The following is a 16,042-nucleotide window of genomic DNA, read 5'->3' on the forward strand; positions in this document are numbered from 1 at the left end:
CCGCGACGCTGGCGTGCCGATGCGGATCACTAAGATGCGCCTGGGATATCAGACGGGTGGCTTTCTTGCACCTACAAAATAGTGTGCTAATAACGAGTTCTTGGCACCCGGAGTGACCCGGACCCAAGGCCCGAGCGAGCCCTGTCCCTGTCCCACCTTCCTCAGACGGTCAGAATCCCATGACCCGGCCTCTTCTCAGCCTGCCCCTGCCCGCTCTTGTCGTGCCCGGCCTGCCGATCGTGGGAACGATCGCCGCCGGCCTGCTCGCCGGGCCATCGCTTGCGCCCGCGGCCGGAGCCCAGGAGAGCCCGCCGGGGGTCGCCACCGACCAGGATGCCTATGTCTATCGCATCGGGCCCGACGATACGCTCGACATCCAGGTACGCGGCGAGCCCGACCTGTCGCGCAGCTATCCGGTCCGGCCCGACGGCTTCGTGGCCCTGCCGCTGATCGGCGACATCGCGGTCGCGGGGAAGACCACCGAAGCCTTGGCAGCCGACCTGACGCGGGCCTTGGCGCGCTTCATCCAAAGCCCGCAGGTGTCCGTGGAGGTGGTCGAGGCCGCCGGCCTGCTGCCCGACCGGGTGCGGGTCGTGGGATCGGCGGTCGACCCGCGCGCCGTGCCGTATCGTGACGGCATGGTGGTGGCCACGGTCCTTGACGCCATCGGCGGGGCGCCGGAGGGCGCCGCATTGTCGTCGGTCTATCTGATTCGCCGTACCGACGCCGGCGACAAGCGCATTCCGCTCGACCTGGGCGGTGGCGTGCAAGGCGCCCGCTTCGCCGCTGGCTTCGAAGTCCTGCCTGGCGACACCCTGGTCATCCCGAAAGGCTTTCTGGCCGGCGACACGGAGTTCAGCCTCGGCCTCGGGGTCAGCCAGTCCTATTCTGACAATTTGTTTTTGGCGCCCGAGGGGTTCGAAGACGACGGCATGATCACCAGCGTGACGCCGTCCTTCACCCTCAGCGCCGATACCGACCGGCTTGACGCCGCGGCGTTCGGCTCGGCCGGCCTTCAGTTCATCACCCAAACCGACAACAACGACATCCGCGTCGCCCCCAACGCCCAGGGATCGCTCAACCTGGAAGCCCTGGAGGATCTGTTCTTCGTCGACGCCTCGGCGGCCGTCACCCGCGCCCAGATCAACCCCGGTGCGCCACGCTCGTTCAATCAGGCCAATGTTCAGAACCAGCGCATCCTCCAGAGCTATCGGGTCAGCCCACACGTCAAGGGGACGCTCGGCGATCTGGCGCGCTATGAACTGCGCTATCGCGGCGGGGTGGTGTTGATCGGCGACACGGCGCTGACCAACGACAATCTGCCGGTGCCGACCGCCCAGCCCGGCAACACGGTGAGCCATCGCGGCGAATTGATGCTGGAGAGCGTGCCGGTCGGGCAACGCCTGAGCCTGAGGCTGAACGCCTTCTGGTCGTCCATCGACCCCGAAAACCAGGCGGTCCGCTATCGGCGCGAAGCGATCGCGCGCGCCGAATACGCGGTCGCTGGCGGGTTTTTTCTGGTCGCTGAGGCAGGCTATCAGTACTTCGATGCGGATGATTTCGCGGTGAGCGTGGACGATGCGCAGATCTTCGGCGGCTTTCGGTGGGCGCCGAATGAGGCGTTCGAAGTCGAGGTGCTGGGCGGACGCCGTGACGGCGACGAGACCGTCCAGGCCGATCTGGCCTACACGCTCAACGAGCGGCTGGAAGTCGCGTTTCGCTACGAAAACCGGCCGCAAGTCGGCCAACAAGGTCTTCTGGACAATTTGCCCGGCACGTCCGACGAGGTGGAGGATGGCGTCCCCACCGCGCCGCCGTTCGCCTTGACCGGCGACCCGACGCGGGTCGAGATGCTGCGCGGCTCGGTCAAGGCCCTGTTCGGGCGCCTGTCGGTCGACCTCAGCGGCTCGCGTCAAGAGCGGCGCCTCGGCGTGGTCGGCGGCGACCGCGACCAGAAGAGCCTGATCGGTGAGGCGGGTCTGTCTTATCTGTTCCCGTTCGACGTTAGCATCAATGTCACCGGACTTTACCAGCGTAACGACTTCTCGGCCATCGACGGACTGCGTGCGTTCCGGCGCGACGAGAATGTGAACGGACGGGTCAGCCTGACCTATCTGGGCTTCGAGCGCTTTTCGGTCACCGCCGCCTACGCCTATGCCACACGCGATTCATCGTTCGGGGTCAACTCGTTTACCGAGAATAGCGTAACCCTGTCGCTAAACGCCCAGTTTTAAAGAAACGGGCGACCGGATTGAGCCGCCACAGGGGCCTCAATCCGATCGCAACACGCGCGCCGGGTTGCCATCCCGGGCAACCGCCGGGCCGCACGCGCCCCTCAGCCGATCAGGTCGCCATCGTCAATCGCCAAGGAAACGCCCAGGATATCGGTGGCGGCGACATCGCCGTCCGCGAAGGCCAGGGTCTCGATACCAACCAACTGGTCGCGACCGTCGCCGTCGGTCCGCGTATCGACAACCACCAGCGCGCCATCGGCGCCGCGCTCGAAGCGATAGGCGTTGCGCGCACCGGAAAACACGGCGGTATCCATGCCCTCACCACCGTCGAGCCGGTCGTCGCCCGGCCCGCCGGTCAGCGTGTCGGCCCGCCCGCCACCGGCGATCACGTCATCACCCGACGAGCCGACGATGGTGTCGAACCCCGCACCGCCCTCGATCCGCTCGATGCCCGTGATCTCGACCTCGGACAGATCCAGGCGATGCCGGTTCCAGCGGTTGTCCCACGTTCCCAGAACATCCTCGCCATCGCCGCCGTCGATCCGCTCGACGCCGTCGAGCGACCGCAAACGGATGACGTCGTCGCCGCTCGACCCCTGGACAGTATCGAAGCCCTCCCCGCCGTCGATGCGGTCGGTGCCATCGCTTTTGCCCTCGAACAGGAAGACATCGTCGCCCGCCACACCGAACAGAGTATCGTCCTGGGCACCGCCACGGATGGTATCGTCGCCCGGCGAGCCCATGATGGTATCGAAGCCCTGGCGGCCGTCGATGAGTTCCAGGCCGGACACGACCATATCGGACAGATCGATGCTGTCGGCCCGGAAGCGGTTGTCGGACCCGAGCAACTGGTCGAACCCGGCGCCAGCGGCCAAGCCATCGGCGGCGCTCAAATCAGCCGGCACAAAGACGTCATCACCGGGCGTTCCGGCGACCAGATCGCCGCGCACCTCGACGGTGAGCGTACCGCTGGCCGTGTGGCCGTTGCCGTCCGAAACCAGATAGGTGAAGCTGGTCTGACCGGTAAAATCGGGGTCGGGTGTAAAGCGCACCACATTGCCCGCCTCGATCACCACCTCGCCATGCTCGACCGCCCCCAGTTCCTCAATCCGGATCGCGTCACCGTCCGGGTCCACCGCCAAGTCGTCCAGATCCCACAGCACCGGCTGGCCAAGCCCGGTCACCTGGGTCGCATCCTCGGCTTCCGGCGGGCGGTTGTTGATCTTCTGTGCGTCGGAGACCTTGACGAAACCACCCTTGCCATCGGGCACATAGGTGCCGTCCTTGAAGATCAGTTCTTCGACATTGACGAGCGTATCGCTGCCCTCGTCAGTGACATCCGCACGCACCGTCCAGGGGCCCTTATCGGCAATCGTCACCGTATAGTCGGCAAATGCACCATCGAAGCGCGCCGCATCGACCCCGGCGCCGCCGTCGAAACGGTCATTGCCGCCGTCGCCGTAGAACACGTCCCGCCCGCTGCTGCCGACGATGGACTGCGGCCCCCAGGTACCGTCGATCCGCTCCACGCCGGTAACCTCGACAGCACTCAGGTCGAGCACCCCGAAAGCCTGGATCACATCGACGCCGGCGCCGCCGTCGATGGCCTCCACCGAGGTCAGAGACACAAGCGAAATTACATCGTCGCCGGCGCTGCCCTCGATACGGTCGAAGCCGGCGCCGCCGTCGATGGTGTCACCGCCGCCCACATGATCGCCATTGTAGAGGAAAGTATCGTCGCCAGCGCCGCCGATGAGCGTATCCGACCCGCCCTCGCCGCTGATCCTGTCGTCGAAGGGGCTGCCGGTAACGGCGTCGGGTCCGCCGCGCGACAGCACCGTGATCGCCTGCCGCTCACCGGACACGTCGATCGTGTCGGGGCTGGCGGTTCCGATCACCGACCCGTCGGACAAGACCGAGACGGTCAGTGTACCGGTGTCGGTTCCGCCGCGCCCGTCGGCGAGCGTATAGGTAATCACCTCGGTGCCGAAGAAACCCGCCTTCGGCGTGTAAGTGAAGGACGCGCCATCGAGGTCGATCGCCCCCCCGGCCTGCGCCGTCATGGCAACGACCGTCAGGGCATCGCCATCGGGATCGCTGTCGTTCGCCAACAAGCTGGACAGCGGCGCCGACAGGGTCTCCCCCTCGAACGTCTGTGCGGTGTCGGCGCCGGCGGTCGGCGCGCGATTGGGCGGCAGGACCGTGATGTCGATGTCGCCGACCGTTTCATTGCCTTGGTCGTCGGCCACGGTGTAGCTGACGCTCACATCGCCAAGGAAGCCCGTTTCGGGCACGAACGTCACCTGACCGTCCGCGCCGAGCGACAACCGGCCATTCTCGACCGCGCCGATGGCGACAACGGTCAAGGGATCGCCTTGAAGATCCAGATCGTTGGCTGCGGGGTCGAAGGTGATCGGCGTGTCGCGCTCGGCCAACACCCTGTCGCGGTTGGCGAACGGCGCTTCGGGATCGCGCACGTCGATCCGCGCGCCAACCTCTGGGGCCTGCTCGCCGCGTTCGAGCGCGCCGATATCGGGCGCATCGCCCGCATAATCATTATTGATGCCATTGACCACCACACCGGCGTCGATGGCGCTTGATCCGTCGGCCAGGCCGAAATCCAGCGACGCATCGAACAAGTCCCGGAACCGGCCGGCGAAGCCCGTGTCCTCGAAATCCAGCGGCACGTTCTCGAACACCGCTTCGCCGGCCAACAACACGTCATTGCGTCCGAATTGACCGGTCGAGCGCCATGCCTCGAAGGTCTCGCCGCGCTCGCCGGAAAACCGGAAGGTGCCGTCCTGCAGATAGGCGTTGTGATCGAACCGGGCATCGAAAGCGAACTCGGTCAGGTCTCTTATCGCCAACGTCGTGTACTGGTTACCGTCCTGTTCGCCGTCACCGATGAAAAGATTGTTCAAGATCTCAACATTGAAGACCGACCCGGAAGACCCGGTCAAAGCCGTACCGCTTCGAACAAATGTATTGTTGATCACGAAGATCCCGGCCGGATCATCGGTTTCCGGATTGATCTTTATGGGACCGCGCTCGATGTTGTAAAAAATATTGTCGAACGCATAGGCCGGGCCACCGTAGACCGGCTGAAAGCTCAGGCCGTTGGCGTGGTTGGCAACCATATTGTCATAGGCCACCACATGGCGCATGGCGAAATCGAACTCGATCGCGTCGTCGGCCCCCCACAGCACCGCGTTGTTGCGGAACGAAATGCCCACATTGGCGATGTCGGTCTGTTTGCTGATCCCAAGCGAGTCGATGAAGCCGGATACCGTGTTGTGCTCCACAAGGATACCGGTCCCGGTGACGACGATGCCTTCATCATTGCCACCCCCAACCGTCTCCAGCGGCTCAAAACGCCCTTGCAGAATATTGTCGGCGATATAGAGATCCTCATGGCCGCCGATCGCACTGATGCCATCGGACACGTCGTCGATCTTGTTGCCGCGAATGGCCACGCCCGTGGTACGCTCGCCGACATAGGTGTTGCCGCGCACCCAGATGCCGGCGTCGGCATTGCGTAGCGACAGGTCCTCCACATGGACATTGTCGCCGTCGACCCGGACCACGAATTGCCCGCCCTGACCGTCCAGGACGGTGCCATCACGGTCGATCCCCTTGATAACGATGGGATTGTCTTCGGTGCCGTCGGCCCGAATGCGCAGCGAGCCTTCATAAAGCCCCGGTGCGACCAGGATCACGTCGCCCGGCTGCGCTTGGTCGACCGCCGCCTGGAGCGCCTTCATGCTGTCCACCTGGATGGTGCGCGCTTGCTCGGGCAAATCCGCGGGCATCTCCCGTGTGATCGCTTGCAGCGTCTGGACGGCTGGCGCGCTGTCGCTTCTCAAGCCGTCGGGATCGTCGATGGTGACCCGGATCTCGTAGCTTGTATCAGCATCGAGCCCCGCGATGGTTGCCGCGAACCCTGCGGGGCTCGCCTCTAACTCTTGCGGCGTGCTGACCATATCCGGGCGCAGGCGAACCGGGTCGGGCCCCTGTTCCCAGACTGCAGCCCCAACCTCGCGATACTCCAGGGTGGCCGACGCATCGAAATCCTCGTCGCCCCCCGCCAACGGCACGATCACGCCGAGCGTATCGATGCCACGGGTGTCCAACGAGATGGTATCGACCGCCAGCCTCACGGATTCGAGCGCATTGTCGCCGGGCTTGTAGATGAACAGACCGCCTTCCCCTTCGCCCCGCACGCCCTGGGCCTCGGCGATGCCGGCGAAGGCGTCCACATCTTCGAGATAAACCCATTTTTCGAACACTCGGCCGCTGCCGATCGCCTGACCCGACGGCGCTTCCTCGGAGGCACCATTATGCACCAACTCGAACTCGTTGGTCTCAGGATCCCAGGTGACGATCTTTTTCAGCCCGTTCCAAAAGTAGAACTTACCATCGACTGTCCGGTAAGCGGCACCGGATTGCACCAAGCCGTTATCGCCCACGAAGTCGCCAACAAATCCCTCGCGACGAAAGTCAGGCAATTCGGTGACCCGCTCCGACACCAGCTGGCCGTCTTCCAGGCTCAGGGCGAAGATACCATTGTCGCTGAGTGTGTAGATGTCACCGGTCTCGGGATTGGTGAAGGTGGTTGCCTGGCGGCGACCGAAATTGGTGTCGCCCTCGATCTCGCCGAGTTCAACCGTGCTGCCGTCAGGGTTGATCAGAAAGGCCAGTTGCTTTTCGTGCTGGATCGCCAGGATCTGACCCGTTTCTTCTAGAAACGTCGTGCTGCCGAAATAATGGTTGTATGGCCCTTCGTGGGCCGTCCATTCACCGGTCTTGGGGTCAAACTCCCAGGCCGCCTTGAACGACGGCTCGCGGCTATAGGGAAAGGTCGTGCCCCCCTGGGTGGTCAGCCATAGCGTCTCGGTGACCGGGTTCCACACCAAGCCGTCATAAGTATGCGGCGCGCCGGGCGCATCCTGGACACCGTCGCCATCCCGGTCGGGAACAAAGCCCGAGCGCCCGGCATCGCCGGGATCATTGGTATCATCACTGCTTTGGTCAGCGAGCGTATAAGGCACCGGGTCGCTCAGACGGGCCCATTCCAGAGTGTCGAAATCGAACGAATAGATCTCGTTCCCGCCATAATTGTTGCGCCCGCCACCAAAAAAGAACATCCGGTTCTCGGCCGTGTCATAGGCGCCGCTATTCCATGACTGGAACACAATTTTGGGTCCACCCCATCCCCAGAAATTACTGCCCAGATAGATATCCTCGATTGCACCGGCCCGCTCGACAATCCGGTCGTGTTCTTCCCGCGTCACGGATATATCGAAGAACATATTGGATGCATCAATTTGAGCCCACGCGCCCGGGCGGAGATCATTCACTTGCCGGAACAAGTTTTCGGGTGCCTGATCGGTTTCATTCATCATTTTAACTGCTCGCCTTCTTACCAAAGGACCACAATTGCGCCGACTTATTTCGCGTTGGTGGGCACCGATAGCAGCGAGGCGCTTAAAAAAAGGAATACGACTTTGCGGATTTAAGATCGAATTGCTCGAATAGCGATCACCCGAGGCGAAAAGCGGTCGCCGGGTCGCCGGATACCGGAAGCCTTGTCAAGGCCAAGATGGGTAAGTATCCTTGGGTTATGAGATTTTTCAGGAGCGCTCGTTTCGCAGCGACGGCACGATCATGCCGCTCCGTCATAGGCCGGGCGCCGGTCCGCGGCACCAAAGGCTCGGCCGGGTGGCCGGTTTTCCCCGCCGCTTTTCTTCTCATCGCGGCGCAGTCCGCGACCGATCCTGCGCCGACGAGCGAATCAGCCAAGACGGACGCCACACCGCCGGCACAGCGATTACTCGAAGCCAAGGACAGCGCAACCGAGCAGGATCTCAGGTCCTGGGGTGAAGCGCTGTCACGCGCCTTGCGTCGACAGCGCTTGGTCGACCAAATCGCCCGCCCGAGTTCGGCGGGGCAGCCAGAGCCCGACGGCGGTTCTTCGCCGTCGAGCCCGACGGGTCCCGGCAATGAGCCGAGCACACCGGAGACCGGGCCGGCGCCGCCGCCATTATTGGGCGCCCCGGGTATCGAAGCGCCGCCGCCGCCGCTCACCGCCGACGCCGTTGCGACGACCGGCACCGATCCGGACCTGTTGTTGGCACGTCCCGAGTTACCGCAACTCGCCCGCCTCGTCGATCGAGTGCCACCGGGTCAGTGGCAACAGATCCCCGGCGATCCGGCGGCAACCTATATCAGCAAGAAAGAAGCGCTCGCGATATCGGAGGGCGATCAGGCCGCCATGGATCGCCTGTGGGGCTGGGGCGGCCCGCGTCAGACCTTCGAAGCGTTCAGCGGCGCCGCCTTCGACGGCCGGCGCCTGTATTTCTTCGGCGGTGGCCATCACCACTATCGCGGCAACGACCTCAAGGTCTTTGACCTGAAGACCTTCGCCTGGTCGCGCCCTTATGACCCTTCCTACGTGACCGATGAGGCGTTCGTGGCTGCCCGACGGTACGTGCCCCGCCATGGCCCCAGATCGCTCCACACCTATGATGGCATCATCTACGTTCCCACAACGAACGCGCTCTACATGTGGGCTCACTATGCTCGCCACGCCTGGAAGTTCGACATCGCCCTGTTCGAGGCAACCGGCGACCCCTGGAAAGCTTGGCAGATCCTGCCCGACCCACCCAACAAAGACTCGCAACGGCTACACCTGCACATGACGGCGCTGATGCCCGACGGACGCGTCCTCCTCGTCCGCCAGGGCCGCGGTCGCGGCGCGATGATCTTCGACCCCAAGACGGAAACCTATTCCGCCCCCGGGCCGACCAATGCGAGCTACACGTCCCTGGCCTGGGCGCCGGTCACCGGACGCGCCTACACGTTCCGACAAGGCCGGATCGACAGCTATGCCGCCGACGGCACCGACTTTCGCGAGGGCGTGGCGCAGGTTCCCACAGCGTTCGGGTCGACCCAGATCATGGACCAAAGCGGCGTCGCCTACGACCCGACGAGCCGGCGGCTGGTATTCTGGCCCGGTGGCCGGGTCACCTGGACCTGGGACCCGGTCGAAGACCACTGGACCCGCTTTCCCAACACCGACGGCCCGGCGCCGCAATCGGTGCTACCCGAAAAGCCGAAGGTGTTTTCCAAATTCATCCACATTCCCCAGGTCAACGCATTCGTGGCCATGGCACGCCCCGAAGACGGCTTGTGGGTCTATCGCCTGCCCGACGAGGACACCCTGGCCAACACCATGGCCGACAAGAAACGCGCTCTTCAGGCCCAAGGCTTCGAATGTGCGGATACGGTCAATGGCTGGACCTGCCCGAACCTTCAAAAGCAAGTCGCCCAAGGCCGCGTCGTCAAGGGCGTCTATCGCCAGTGCGCGCGCGTCGACGGGCCGGTTGAGTTCAACGGCGCACGCCTGGAAAACCGGGTCTGCGGCAGCAAGGCGGCGCTGATCGCGCGCGACGGCGCCGATATCCGCAACGTCCACATCCAGGACATCACGATCGGCATCAACGGTGCCTGCATCCGTTGGGCCGGCGGATCGGTGCGCGTGAACCGGGTCACCTGCCGCGGCGCCGACATGGGCCTGCTGGGTCGCGGCGATCGCATCGAAATTTCCGACTCGGTGTTCGAATCGACCCTCGACCACGGCAAGAACTACGGCCATGTGCTCTATCTAGTATCGGGCAGCGAAGCGGTCATCCGCAACACCCGCATCGCCGACCCGGGCAACGAGGGGCATGTGCTCAAGACCGGCATGCAACGCACCGTGGTCGAAAACAGCGACCTTGCCGGCGGCGAGCGCGCCTATTCGCGGGTCGTCGACGCGTTCAATGGCGGCGTCTTGATCCTGCGCGACACCGACCTGACGGTCGGCGCCGATGGCGGCAATGGCGATTTGATCGGTTATGGCGGCGAAATGCGGACCCGCTTCGACGACAACCGCCTGGTGGTCGACGGCGGCGTGCTCGATTGTTCGGCCGGGCGGACCTATCACACCGTGCACACCTGGCCCGACCGGCTGCGCCGCCCGGCGATGGACTGGCGCCCCGAAGCCGTGGTCGGGTGCCCCCGAGTGCCACGCCGATAAGCCCACCGCACCCCGGCCGGCCCGCCCTCGGGTTGTGGCCGCACACCGCGTGGGCGATTGCATCGATCGACAATTGCCCGTAGGTGCAAGAGATCCCTTGCCGTTCCCGATCGACGAGGCGCTGGGCCGACGCCATGCATATCCTTCACGTCTATGACCATTCGTTGCCGCTGCACAGCGGCTATGCGTTTCGATCACGCGCCCTGCTGCGCGAACAGCGCGCGTTGGGCTGGACCACGTCCCACGTCACCAGTGCCAAACACAATCCCGACACCGTCCCCCCGCGCACCGAAGAAGCCGACGGCCTCTTGTTTCACCGCACCGCACCGTCGACCGCCGGCCCGGGCTTCGTCCCCGGCATCGACCAATGGCGCACCATCGTCGGCCTGCAAGCCCGGCTGGCAGCCCTGATCGGGTCGCTCAAGCCCGATATCGTCCACGCCCATTCGCCGGCCCTCAACGGCGTGGCGGCAATCCGCGCCGCACGCCGCTGCGGCGTGCCGGTGGTCTATGAAATCCGCGGCTTCTGGGAGGACGCAGCGGTCAGCCACGGCACCGCCCGCGAAGGCAATCTGCGCTATCGCCTGACCCGCGGCCTGGAATCCTGGGCGGTCCGTCGCGCCGACGCCGTGATGGCCATCTGCGACGGCATCCGGGGAGACCTGATCGCCCGCGGCGTGCCGGCCGACAAGATCACGCTGATCCCGAACGCCGTCGACGCCGACCGCTTCAACCGCATCGACACCCGAGACGATGCCCTCGCCGCCGCCCTCGGTGTCGCCGGTTGCAAGACCGTGGGCTTCATCGGGTCCTTCTATCGCTACGAGGGCCTCGATCTCCTGGTCGACGCCCTGCCGTCCATGCTGGATGCCGATCCCCAGGTGCGGGGGCTTCTGGTCGGCGGCGGACCGATGGAGGCCGACCTGAAAGCACAGGCCGAGGCGCGCGGCGTAGCGGACAAGGTCATCTTCACCGGGCGCGTGGCCCATGACCAGGTGGCACGCTACTATTCGGTGATCGATGTGTTGGCCTACCCGCGCACGCCCCAGCGCATCACCGATCTGGTCACACCGCTCAAGCCCCTGGAGGCCATGGCGCAACACCGCCTGTTTGTGGCCTCCGACGTCGGCGGCCACCGCGAACTGGTGCGCGACGGAGAAACGGGCCTGCTGTTTCGGGCCGGCGACGCCCAAGCGCTCGCCGACACCATCACCGATCTGTTCGGCGCCTCCGAGGCGCGCCGGGACAGCCTGAAGGCGGCCGGCCGCCGCTTCGTCGAGGAAGAACGCACCTGGGCCCGCAGCGCCGCCAACTACGCCCCGGTCTACGAACGGCTCATGGGGAGGGCGTACAGATAACCCGCTGTGCCTCAGCGGGGCCGTCGCTGTCCGTCGGTGCGACCAGGTCATGGCGGGCCAGGAACGACGCCAAGCGCTGGACCGGCACCGCATAGCCGACCTGGGGCACGCGCTCCCCGGTTCGGCGAAAGACGATCGAGCGATCCACCTTCGCGACCACCATGCCGGCCAGGCGTCCGTCGTCGGTGAACAAGGGGCCGCCCGAATTGCCGCCCCGCACGGCTATGCGAACGGCGTATAAGGGGCCATAGGCATCCAGCCGCCCGTGCCCGGCGATGCGACCGGTACGGACACGCGGGGTAAGCCGCATCAACCCCTCTTCGGGATAGCCGACAGCTTTGACCGGGCGATCCTTGGTCAGAACATCCCGCACCGACGGCGCCGGCACCACCTGCAAGTCCGAGCGGAGCAACGCCGCGTCCATATCCATCGCCTCGGCGAGCAAATCGGCGGCGAACCGGTCGCCCGCCGCGGTCTCCAAATCGATCCGCGTACAGCCCGTCACCACATGGGCCGCAGTGATGAAGTGCCCGGCCGGTCCGAAGGCGAACGCCGAGCCATAACGTTTGGCGGGGGGGTGGCGCCGATCGGGCGGGCCGTCGCCCCTGCGGTCCGGCGACGGCGCGATCCGCTCCGCACGGGCGCGCCGGAGGCGGCGACGCATTGCCTCGGCCTCCGCCGGGCTCAACACGCGGCCGCTGCATTCGTGGGCCAGTTTCTGTTGGACGATTTGGCGGTCGGGATCATAGCAGGCGACCGCCCCCTGCTGCGCCCGTGCCGGCGCGCTGGCCGCGACCAGCGCAACGAGGCCAGCACCGACCCAGTACCACGGAGCGCCGGTTGCCCGGGCAGCGCGGCGCCCGCCACCGGACGCAGGCCCACCGTCGTCTGCATCGTCCGCACCGTCTGCGCGCAAGCGTCGCCGACCGCCCCCGATCACGCCACCTCTCCCTCGTCCTCATCAGCCACGGCTCATCGCCACTCTGACGCGCCATAGCCAACCCGACAAGTCCATGGCCGGCGGTTCGACCGGACCAGACCGCAATCAGACCGGGCGCACGACCCTCGCCCAAAAAACCGATAAGCTCGCAGACTTGGCACCAATCGCCAAACAACCATTTATATTTTATTAAACTTGTTGCTTTATCCGCTAAGTCTGGGCAGGCTGTGGGCGGACAAACCACTCCATATTTCACGCAAAACGATCGTGCCACGCGCTTCAAATCGCTCTTGCCGCGCAGCATCGGGCTGAAATTGAACGGGATTCGACCTATGGGGCTTTGCGAGATTTATAATAATTATTTTGATGTAGTGCGGTGTAACTGCGACGCCACGCTGAAAGAAGCGTTTCGTCTTCGCTACCAGGTCTACTGCGTTGAAACCGGGTTCGAAGATCCGGCCGCCAACCCCGGCGAAATGGAACGGGACGCGTTCGACGAACACTCCCTGCACAGCCTGCTGATCCATCGGCAGAGCGGCACGGTGGCCGGCTGCGTGCGGCTGATCCTGCCCCAAGAGCACCAAGCGGACTATGCCCTGCCGGCGCGCCAGGTCTCGCCGGTGTTGCGTGACATCGACGAGGCGGTTTTGCCCGGCGCCACCTCGGCCGAGGCGTCACGCTTCGCAATCTCCAAGGAATTCCGCAAAAGACTCGCCGACGGGCTCTACCCCGACAACAACGAACGGGTGCTGAACGGCGAGGTCGACGAGGTCGACAACCACAAAAGAGTTCTCCCGAACATGGTGCTGGGGCTGATCCGCGGCGTGTTCCAAATGGCCTATGAGGCCGAACAGACCCACCTCATCACGGTGATCGAGCCGTTCCTGTATCGCCGCTTGTCGTCGCTGGGCCTGGTGTTCACCAAGACCGGCGAAATCATCGAGTATCATGGCCGGCGCATACCCAATTATCGCGGCATCACCACCCTGCTGCACGACGCCCATGCCAAGCAGCCGGACGTGTGGGAAACGATCACCGAATACGGCCAGGTCTGGCCGCTGGACGGCGCGCCCCACGAGCGCCACAATCCCACTGCCCGCCTTGCCCTCCACACCGAGTAGCCGACCGGCTCAGGACATCCGCCGATGAAGACCGACGCCCAAGCCCACGGCTCCGCCGGACCGGGCGAGACCGAAGCCACGACGCCCGCCGCGCGCCCGTTCGACTATGACACCGCCTTCGCGCGCACGCTCGGCTGGGTCAGCCCCGCCGAATTGGCCATGCTGCGCCGGCGCAAGGTGGCGATCGCCGGGCTCGGCGGCGTCGGCGGCTCGCACGCCCTGACCCTGGCACGGCTCGGCATCGGGCGTTTCGCCCTGGCCGATTTCGATCGCTTCGATCTGGCCAACATGAACCGCCAAGCCGGCGCGTTCATGAGCACCATGGGCCAGCCCAAGCTCGACGTGATCGCCCGCATGGTCCGCGACATCAATCCCGAGGCCGAGATCGACACGTTCGAGGCCGGTGTCACAGCCGCGACCATGGACGCGTTCCTGGCCGACGCCGACCTTTATGTGGACGGGCTCGACTTCTTCGTCCTCGACGAGCGCGCCGCACTGTTCGCCAAGGCCGCCGAGGCACATATCCCGGCGATCACCGCCGCCCCGCTGGGCAGCGGCACCGCCTATCTCACCTTCATGCCCGGCTCGATGACGTTCGAAGACTATTTCCGTTTCGAGGGTGAAAGCGAAGCCCGCCGCCGGGTCAAATTCATGGTCGGTCTGGCGCCCAAGGCGCTGCACAGCCGCTCGCTAGTCGACCCCAGCCGCATCAACTTGCGCGACCGCCAAGGCCCGTCGACGCCCATGGGCTGTCAGATGGCCAGCGCCGTGGTCGGCGCCGAGGCACTGAAGATCCTGACCGGCCGGGGCGAGGTGCGGCCCGCGCCCGCTTATCACCAGTTCGACCCGTTCACCGGCCGCTTCGTCTCGGGTGCGCTACCCAGCGGCAACGCCCATCCCTGGCGCCGGCTCAAGATCGCGCTCGCCGAACGCTGGGCGCAGAAGATGGCCGAGACCCGCCGTCCCGACACCGGCGACGTGGCCCTCGATGCGCCGCTTGTGCACCGTATTCTCGACCTGACCCGCTGGGCACCGTCAGGCGACAACGAACAGCCCTGGCGCTTCGAGATCGTCGACGACCGGACCGTGCGGATCCATGTGCGCATCGTACCGGGCGAAAACATCTATGAATATGCCGGCGGTCGGCCGATCGTGCTGGCGGCAGGCGGCCTGTTGCGAACGCTGGAGATCGCCGCGTCGGGCTTCAACCGCTCGGTGTCCTGGACCATCGACAGCCGCGACCCGCTGGTCCTGACCGCCCGGCTGGGCGCGGACGGCTCGGCCGAGCCCGACGATCTGTTGCCGTTCATCACCACCCGGTCGGTCGACCGGCGCCCATACCGCGCCGTGCCGCTGACCCACCGGCAGCGCAGCCGACTGACCCGCTGCGCCGAAGCCGCAGGCTTTGCGGTCAAGTGGTACGAGAGCCCCACCGAGCGCTGGGCCATGGCGCGGCTCAACGCCCGGTCCACCTATGTGCGCCTGGGGCTGCCCGAGGCGCATCCGACCCACCAGCGGGTACTCAAGTTCGATGGCCCCTATGTGCAGACCGGGCTGCCGGTGGCAACCACCGGGCTCGACCCGGCGACCCGGCGGCTGATGCGCTGGGCGATGGCGCGCTGGGACCGCTCGCGTCTGCTCAACCGGACGCTCGGCGGCGCCTGGACCGCCAGCATCCAACTCGATCTGATCCCCGGTCTGCAATGCGCCGGCCACTTCTCGATCCAGTGGCCCGACCCGGCGTCCGACCGCCCCTTGGAAGACTGGCTCAAGGCCGGCCGGGTGCTCCAGGACTTCTGGCTAGTGGGCGAGGCCGAGGGACTGGTGATGCAGCCAGCCTATGCGCCGATCATCTTTTCCAGCCACGCCGCCGACCCCGACCATCGCTGGCAAGACCCCAAAATGGCGCCCGCCGCCGACGCGCTGCTCGCACACACGCGCCGCCTGCATGGGCTGGCGGGCGATGTGTCGCCGGGCGACGCGGTGGTGTTCACCGGCCGCATCGGCCGCGCCAAGGCGCCGTCCACCTCGCGGTCACTGCGCAAGCCGCTGTCCGACCTGCTGACGGCCTGAGCCATCCAGCATCGCGCCGTGCCCGACCGGCCCGTCTTGGGCCCCCGACCGACACGGTGCGCCGCCAGTGCACGGATATGGTCATGACTTTGTTAACGAAACATGGTGTAACCAAACCCTGAGGGGTCGCGTCCCCGCACGGGCGGTCAACGCCGGCCGGCCAACTTGCGCAAGCGGTCGGACCGACGCCCCCGCAGGCCGCGCTGCGCCGGTTCATCGGCGCCGCGCGACCGGTCCGC

7 protein-coding genes are annotated in these 16,042 nt (G+C 65.6%); 5 read left to right on the plus strand and 2 right to left on the minus strand.

The features are described from left to right. Positions 1 to 179 precede the first annotated feature (179 nt). Positions 180 to 2,234, plus strand: a complete 2,055-nt coding sequence (locus EV659_RS08390) for a polysaccharide biosynthesis/export family protein (RefSeq protein WP_132708424.1) — start codon at positions 180 to 182, stop codon at positions 2,232 to 2,234. Positions 2,235 to 2,335: 101 nt separating this feature from the next. On the opposite strand, the gene EV659_RS08395 is transcribed toward EV659_RS08390, so the two are convergent. Beyond that, positions 2,336 to 7,426 carry an Ig-like domain-containing protein gene (locus EV659_RS08395; protein ID WP_165878797.1) on the minus strand — a complete coding sequence of 1,697 codons (5,091 nt, stop codon included), beginning with the start codon at positions 7,424 to 7,426 and terminating at the stop codon, positions 2,336 to 2,338. A gap of 1,079 nt (positions 7,427 to 8,505) precedes the next feature. Here EV659_RS08395 and EV659_RS08400 point away from each other — a divergent pair. Together EV659_RS08400 and EV659_RS08405 are read left to right on the plus strand one after the other, a co-directional pair. Next, a complete protein-coding gene (locus EV659_RS08400) occupies positions 8,506 to 10,311 on the plus strand; it encodes a Kelch repeat-containing protein (RefSeq protein WP_132708426.1) in 1,806 nt (601 codons plus the stop codon). Positions 10,312 to 10,445: 134 nt separating this feature from the next. Further along, a complete protein-coding gene (locus EV659_RS08405; RefSeq protein ID WP_132708427.1) occupies positions 10,446 to 11,669 on the plus strand; it encodes a TIGR04063 family PEP-CTERM/XrtA system glycosyltransferase in 1,224 nt (407 codons plus the stop codon). On the opposite strand, the gene EV659_RS08410 is transcribed toward EV659_RS08405, so the two are convergent. After that, on the minus strand, positions 11,647 to 12,333 hold the full coding sequence (locus EV659_RS08410) for a S1 family peptidase (RefSeq protein WP_132708428.1): 687 nt from the start codon (positions 12,331 to 12,333) through the stop codon (positions 11,647 to 11,649). The two genes, EV659_RS08405 and EV659_RS08410, sit on opposite strands and share 23 nt — an antisense overlap. 608 nt (positions 12,334 to 12,941) lie before the next feature. On the opposite strand from EV659_RS08410, the gene EV659_RS08415 reads away from it, so the two are divergent. Together EV659_RS08415 and EV659_RS08420 are read left to right on the plus strand one after the other, a co-directional pair. Then, a complete protein-coding gene (locus tag EV659_RS08415) occupies positions 12,942 to 13,730 on the plus strand; it encodes a PEP-CTERM/exosortase system-associated acyltransferase (protein WP_242463546.1) in 789 nt (262 codons plus the stop codon). Positions 13,731 to 13,754: 24 nt separating this feature from the next. After that, the gene (locus EV659_RS08420) at positions 13,755 to 15,803 is read left to right on the plus strand and encodes a ThiF family adenylyltransferase (protein WP_132708430.1); all 2,049 of its coding nucleotides are present in this window, start codon (positions 13,755 to 13,757) and stop codon (positions 15,801 to 15,803) included. The last annotated feature ends 239 nt before the right edge of the window (positions 15,804 to 16,042 follow it).

The organism is Rhodothalassium salexigens DSM 2132 (assembly GCF_004341375.1).
In the GTDB taxonomy this organism is placed as follows: domain Bacteria; phylum Pseudomonadota; class Alphaproteobacteria; order Sphingomonadales; family Rhodothalassiaceae; genus Rhodothalassium; species Rhodothalassium salexigens.

What these genes read in the sequence shown, in the direction of transcription:
- EV659_RS08390 (WP_132708424.1), top strand. Translation starts at nt 180, where the DNA reads ATGACCCGGCCTCTTCTCAGCCTGCCCCTGCCCGCTCTTGTCGTGCCC.
- EV659_RS08400 (WP_132708426.1), top strand. Translation starts at nt 8,506, where the DNA reads ATGGATCGCCTGTGGGGCTGGGGCGGCCCGCGTCAGACCTTCGAAGCG.
- EV659_RS08405 (WP_132708427.1), top strand. Translation starts at nt 10,446, where the DNA reads ATGCATATCCTTCACGTCTATGACCATTCGTTGCCGCTGCACAGCGGC.
- EV659_RS08410 (WP_132708428.1), bottom strand. Translation starts at nt 12,333, where the DNA reads ATGCGTCGCCGCCTCCGGCGCGCCCGTGCGGAGCGGATCGCGCCGTCG.
- EV659_RS08415 (WP_242463546.1), top strand. Translation starts at nt 12,942, where the DNA reads ATGGGGCTTTGCGAGATTTATAATAATTATTTTGATGTAGTGCGGTGT.
- EV659_RS08420 (WP_132708430.1), top strand. Translation starts at nt 13,755, where the DNA reads ATGAAGACCGACGCCCAAGCCCACGGCTCCGCCGGACCGGGCGAGACC.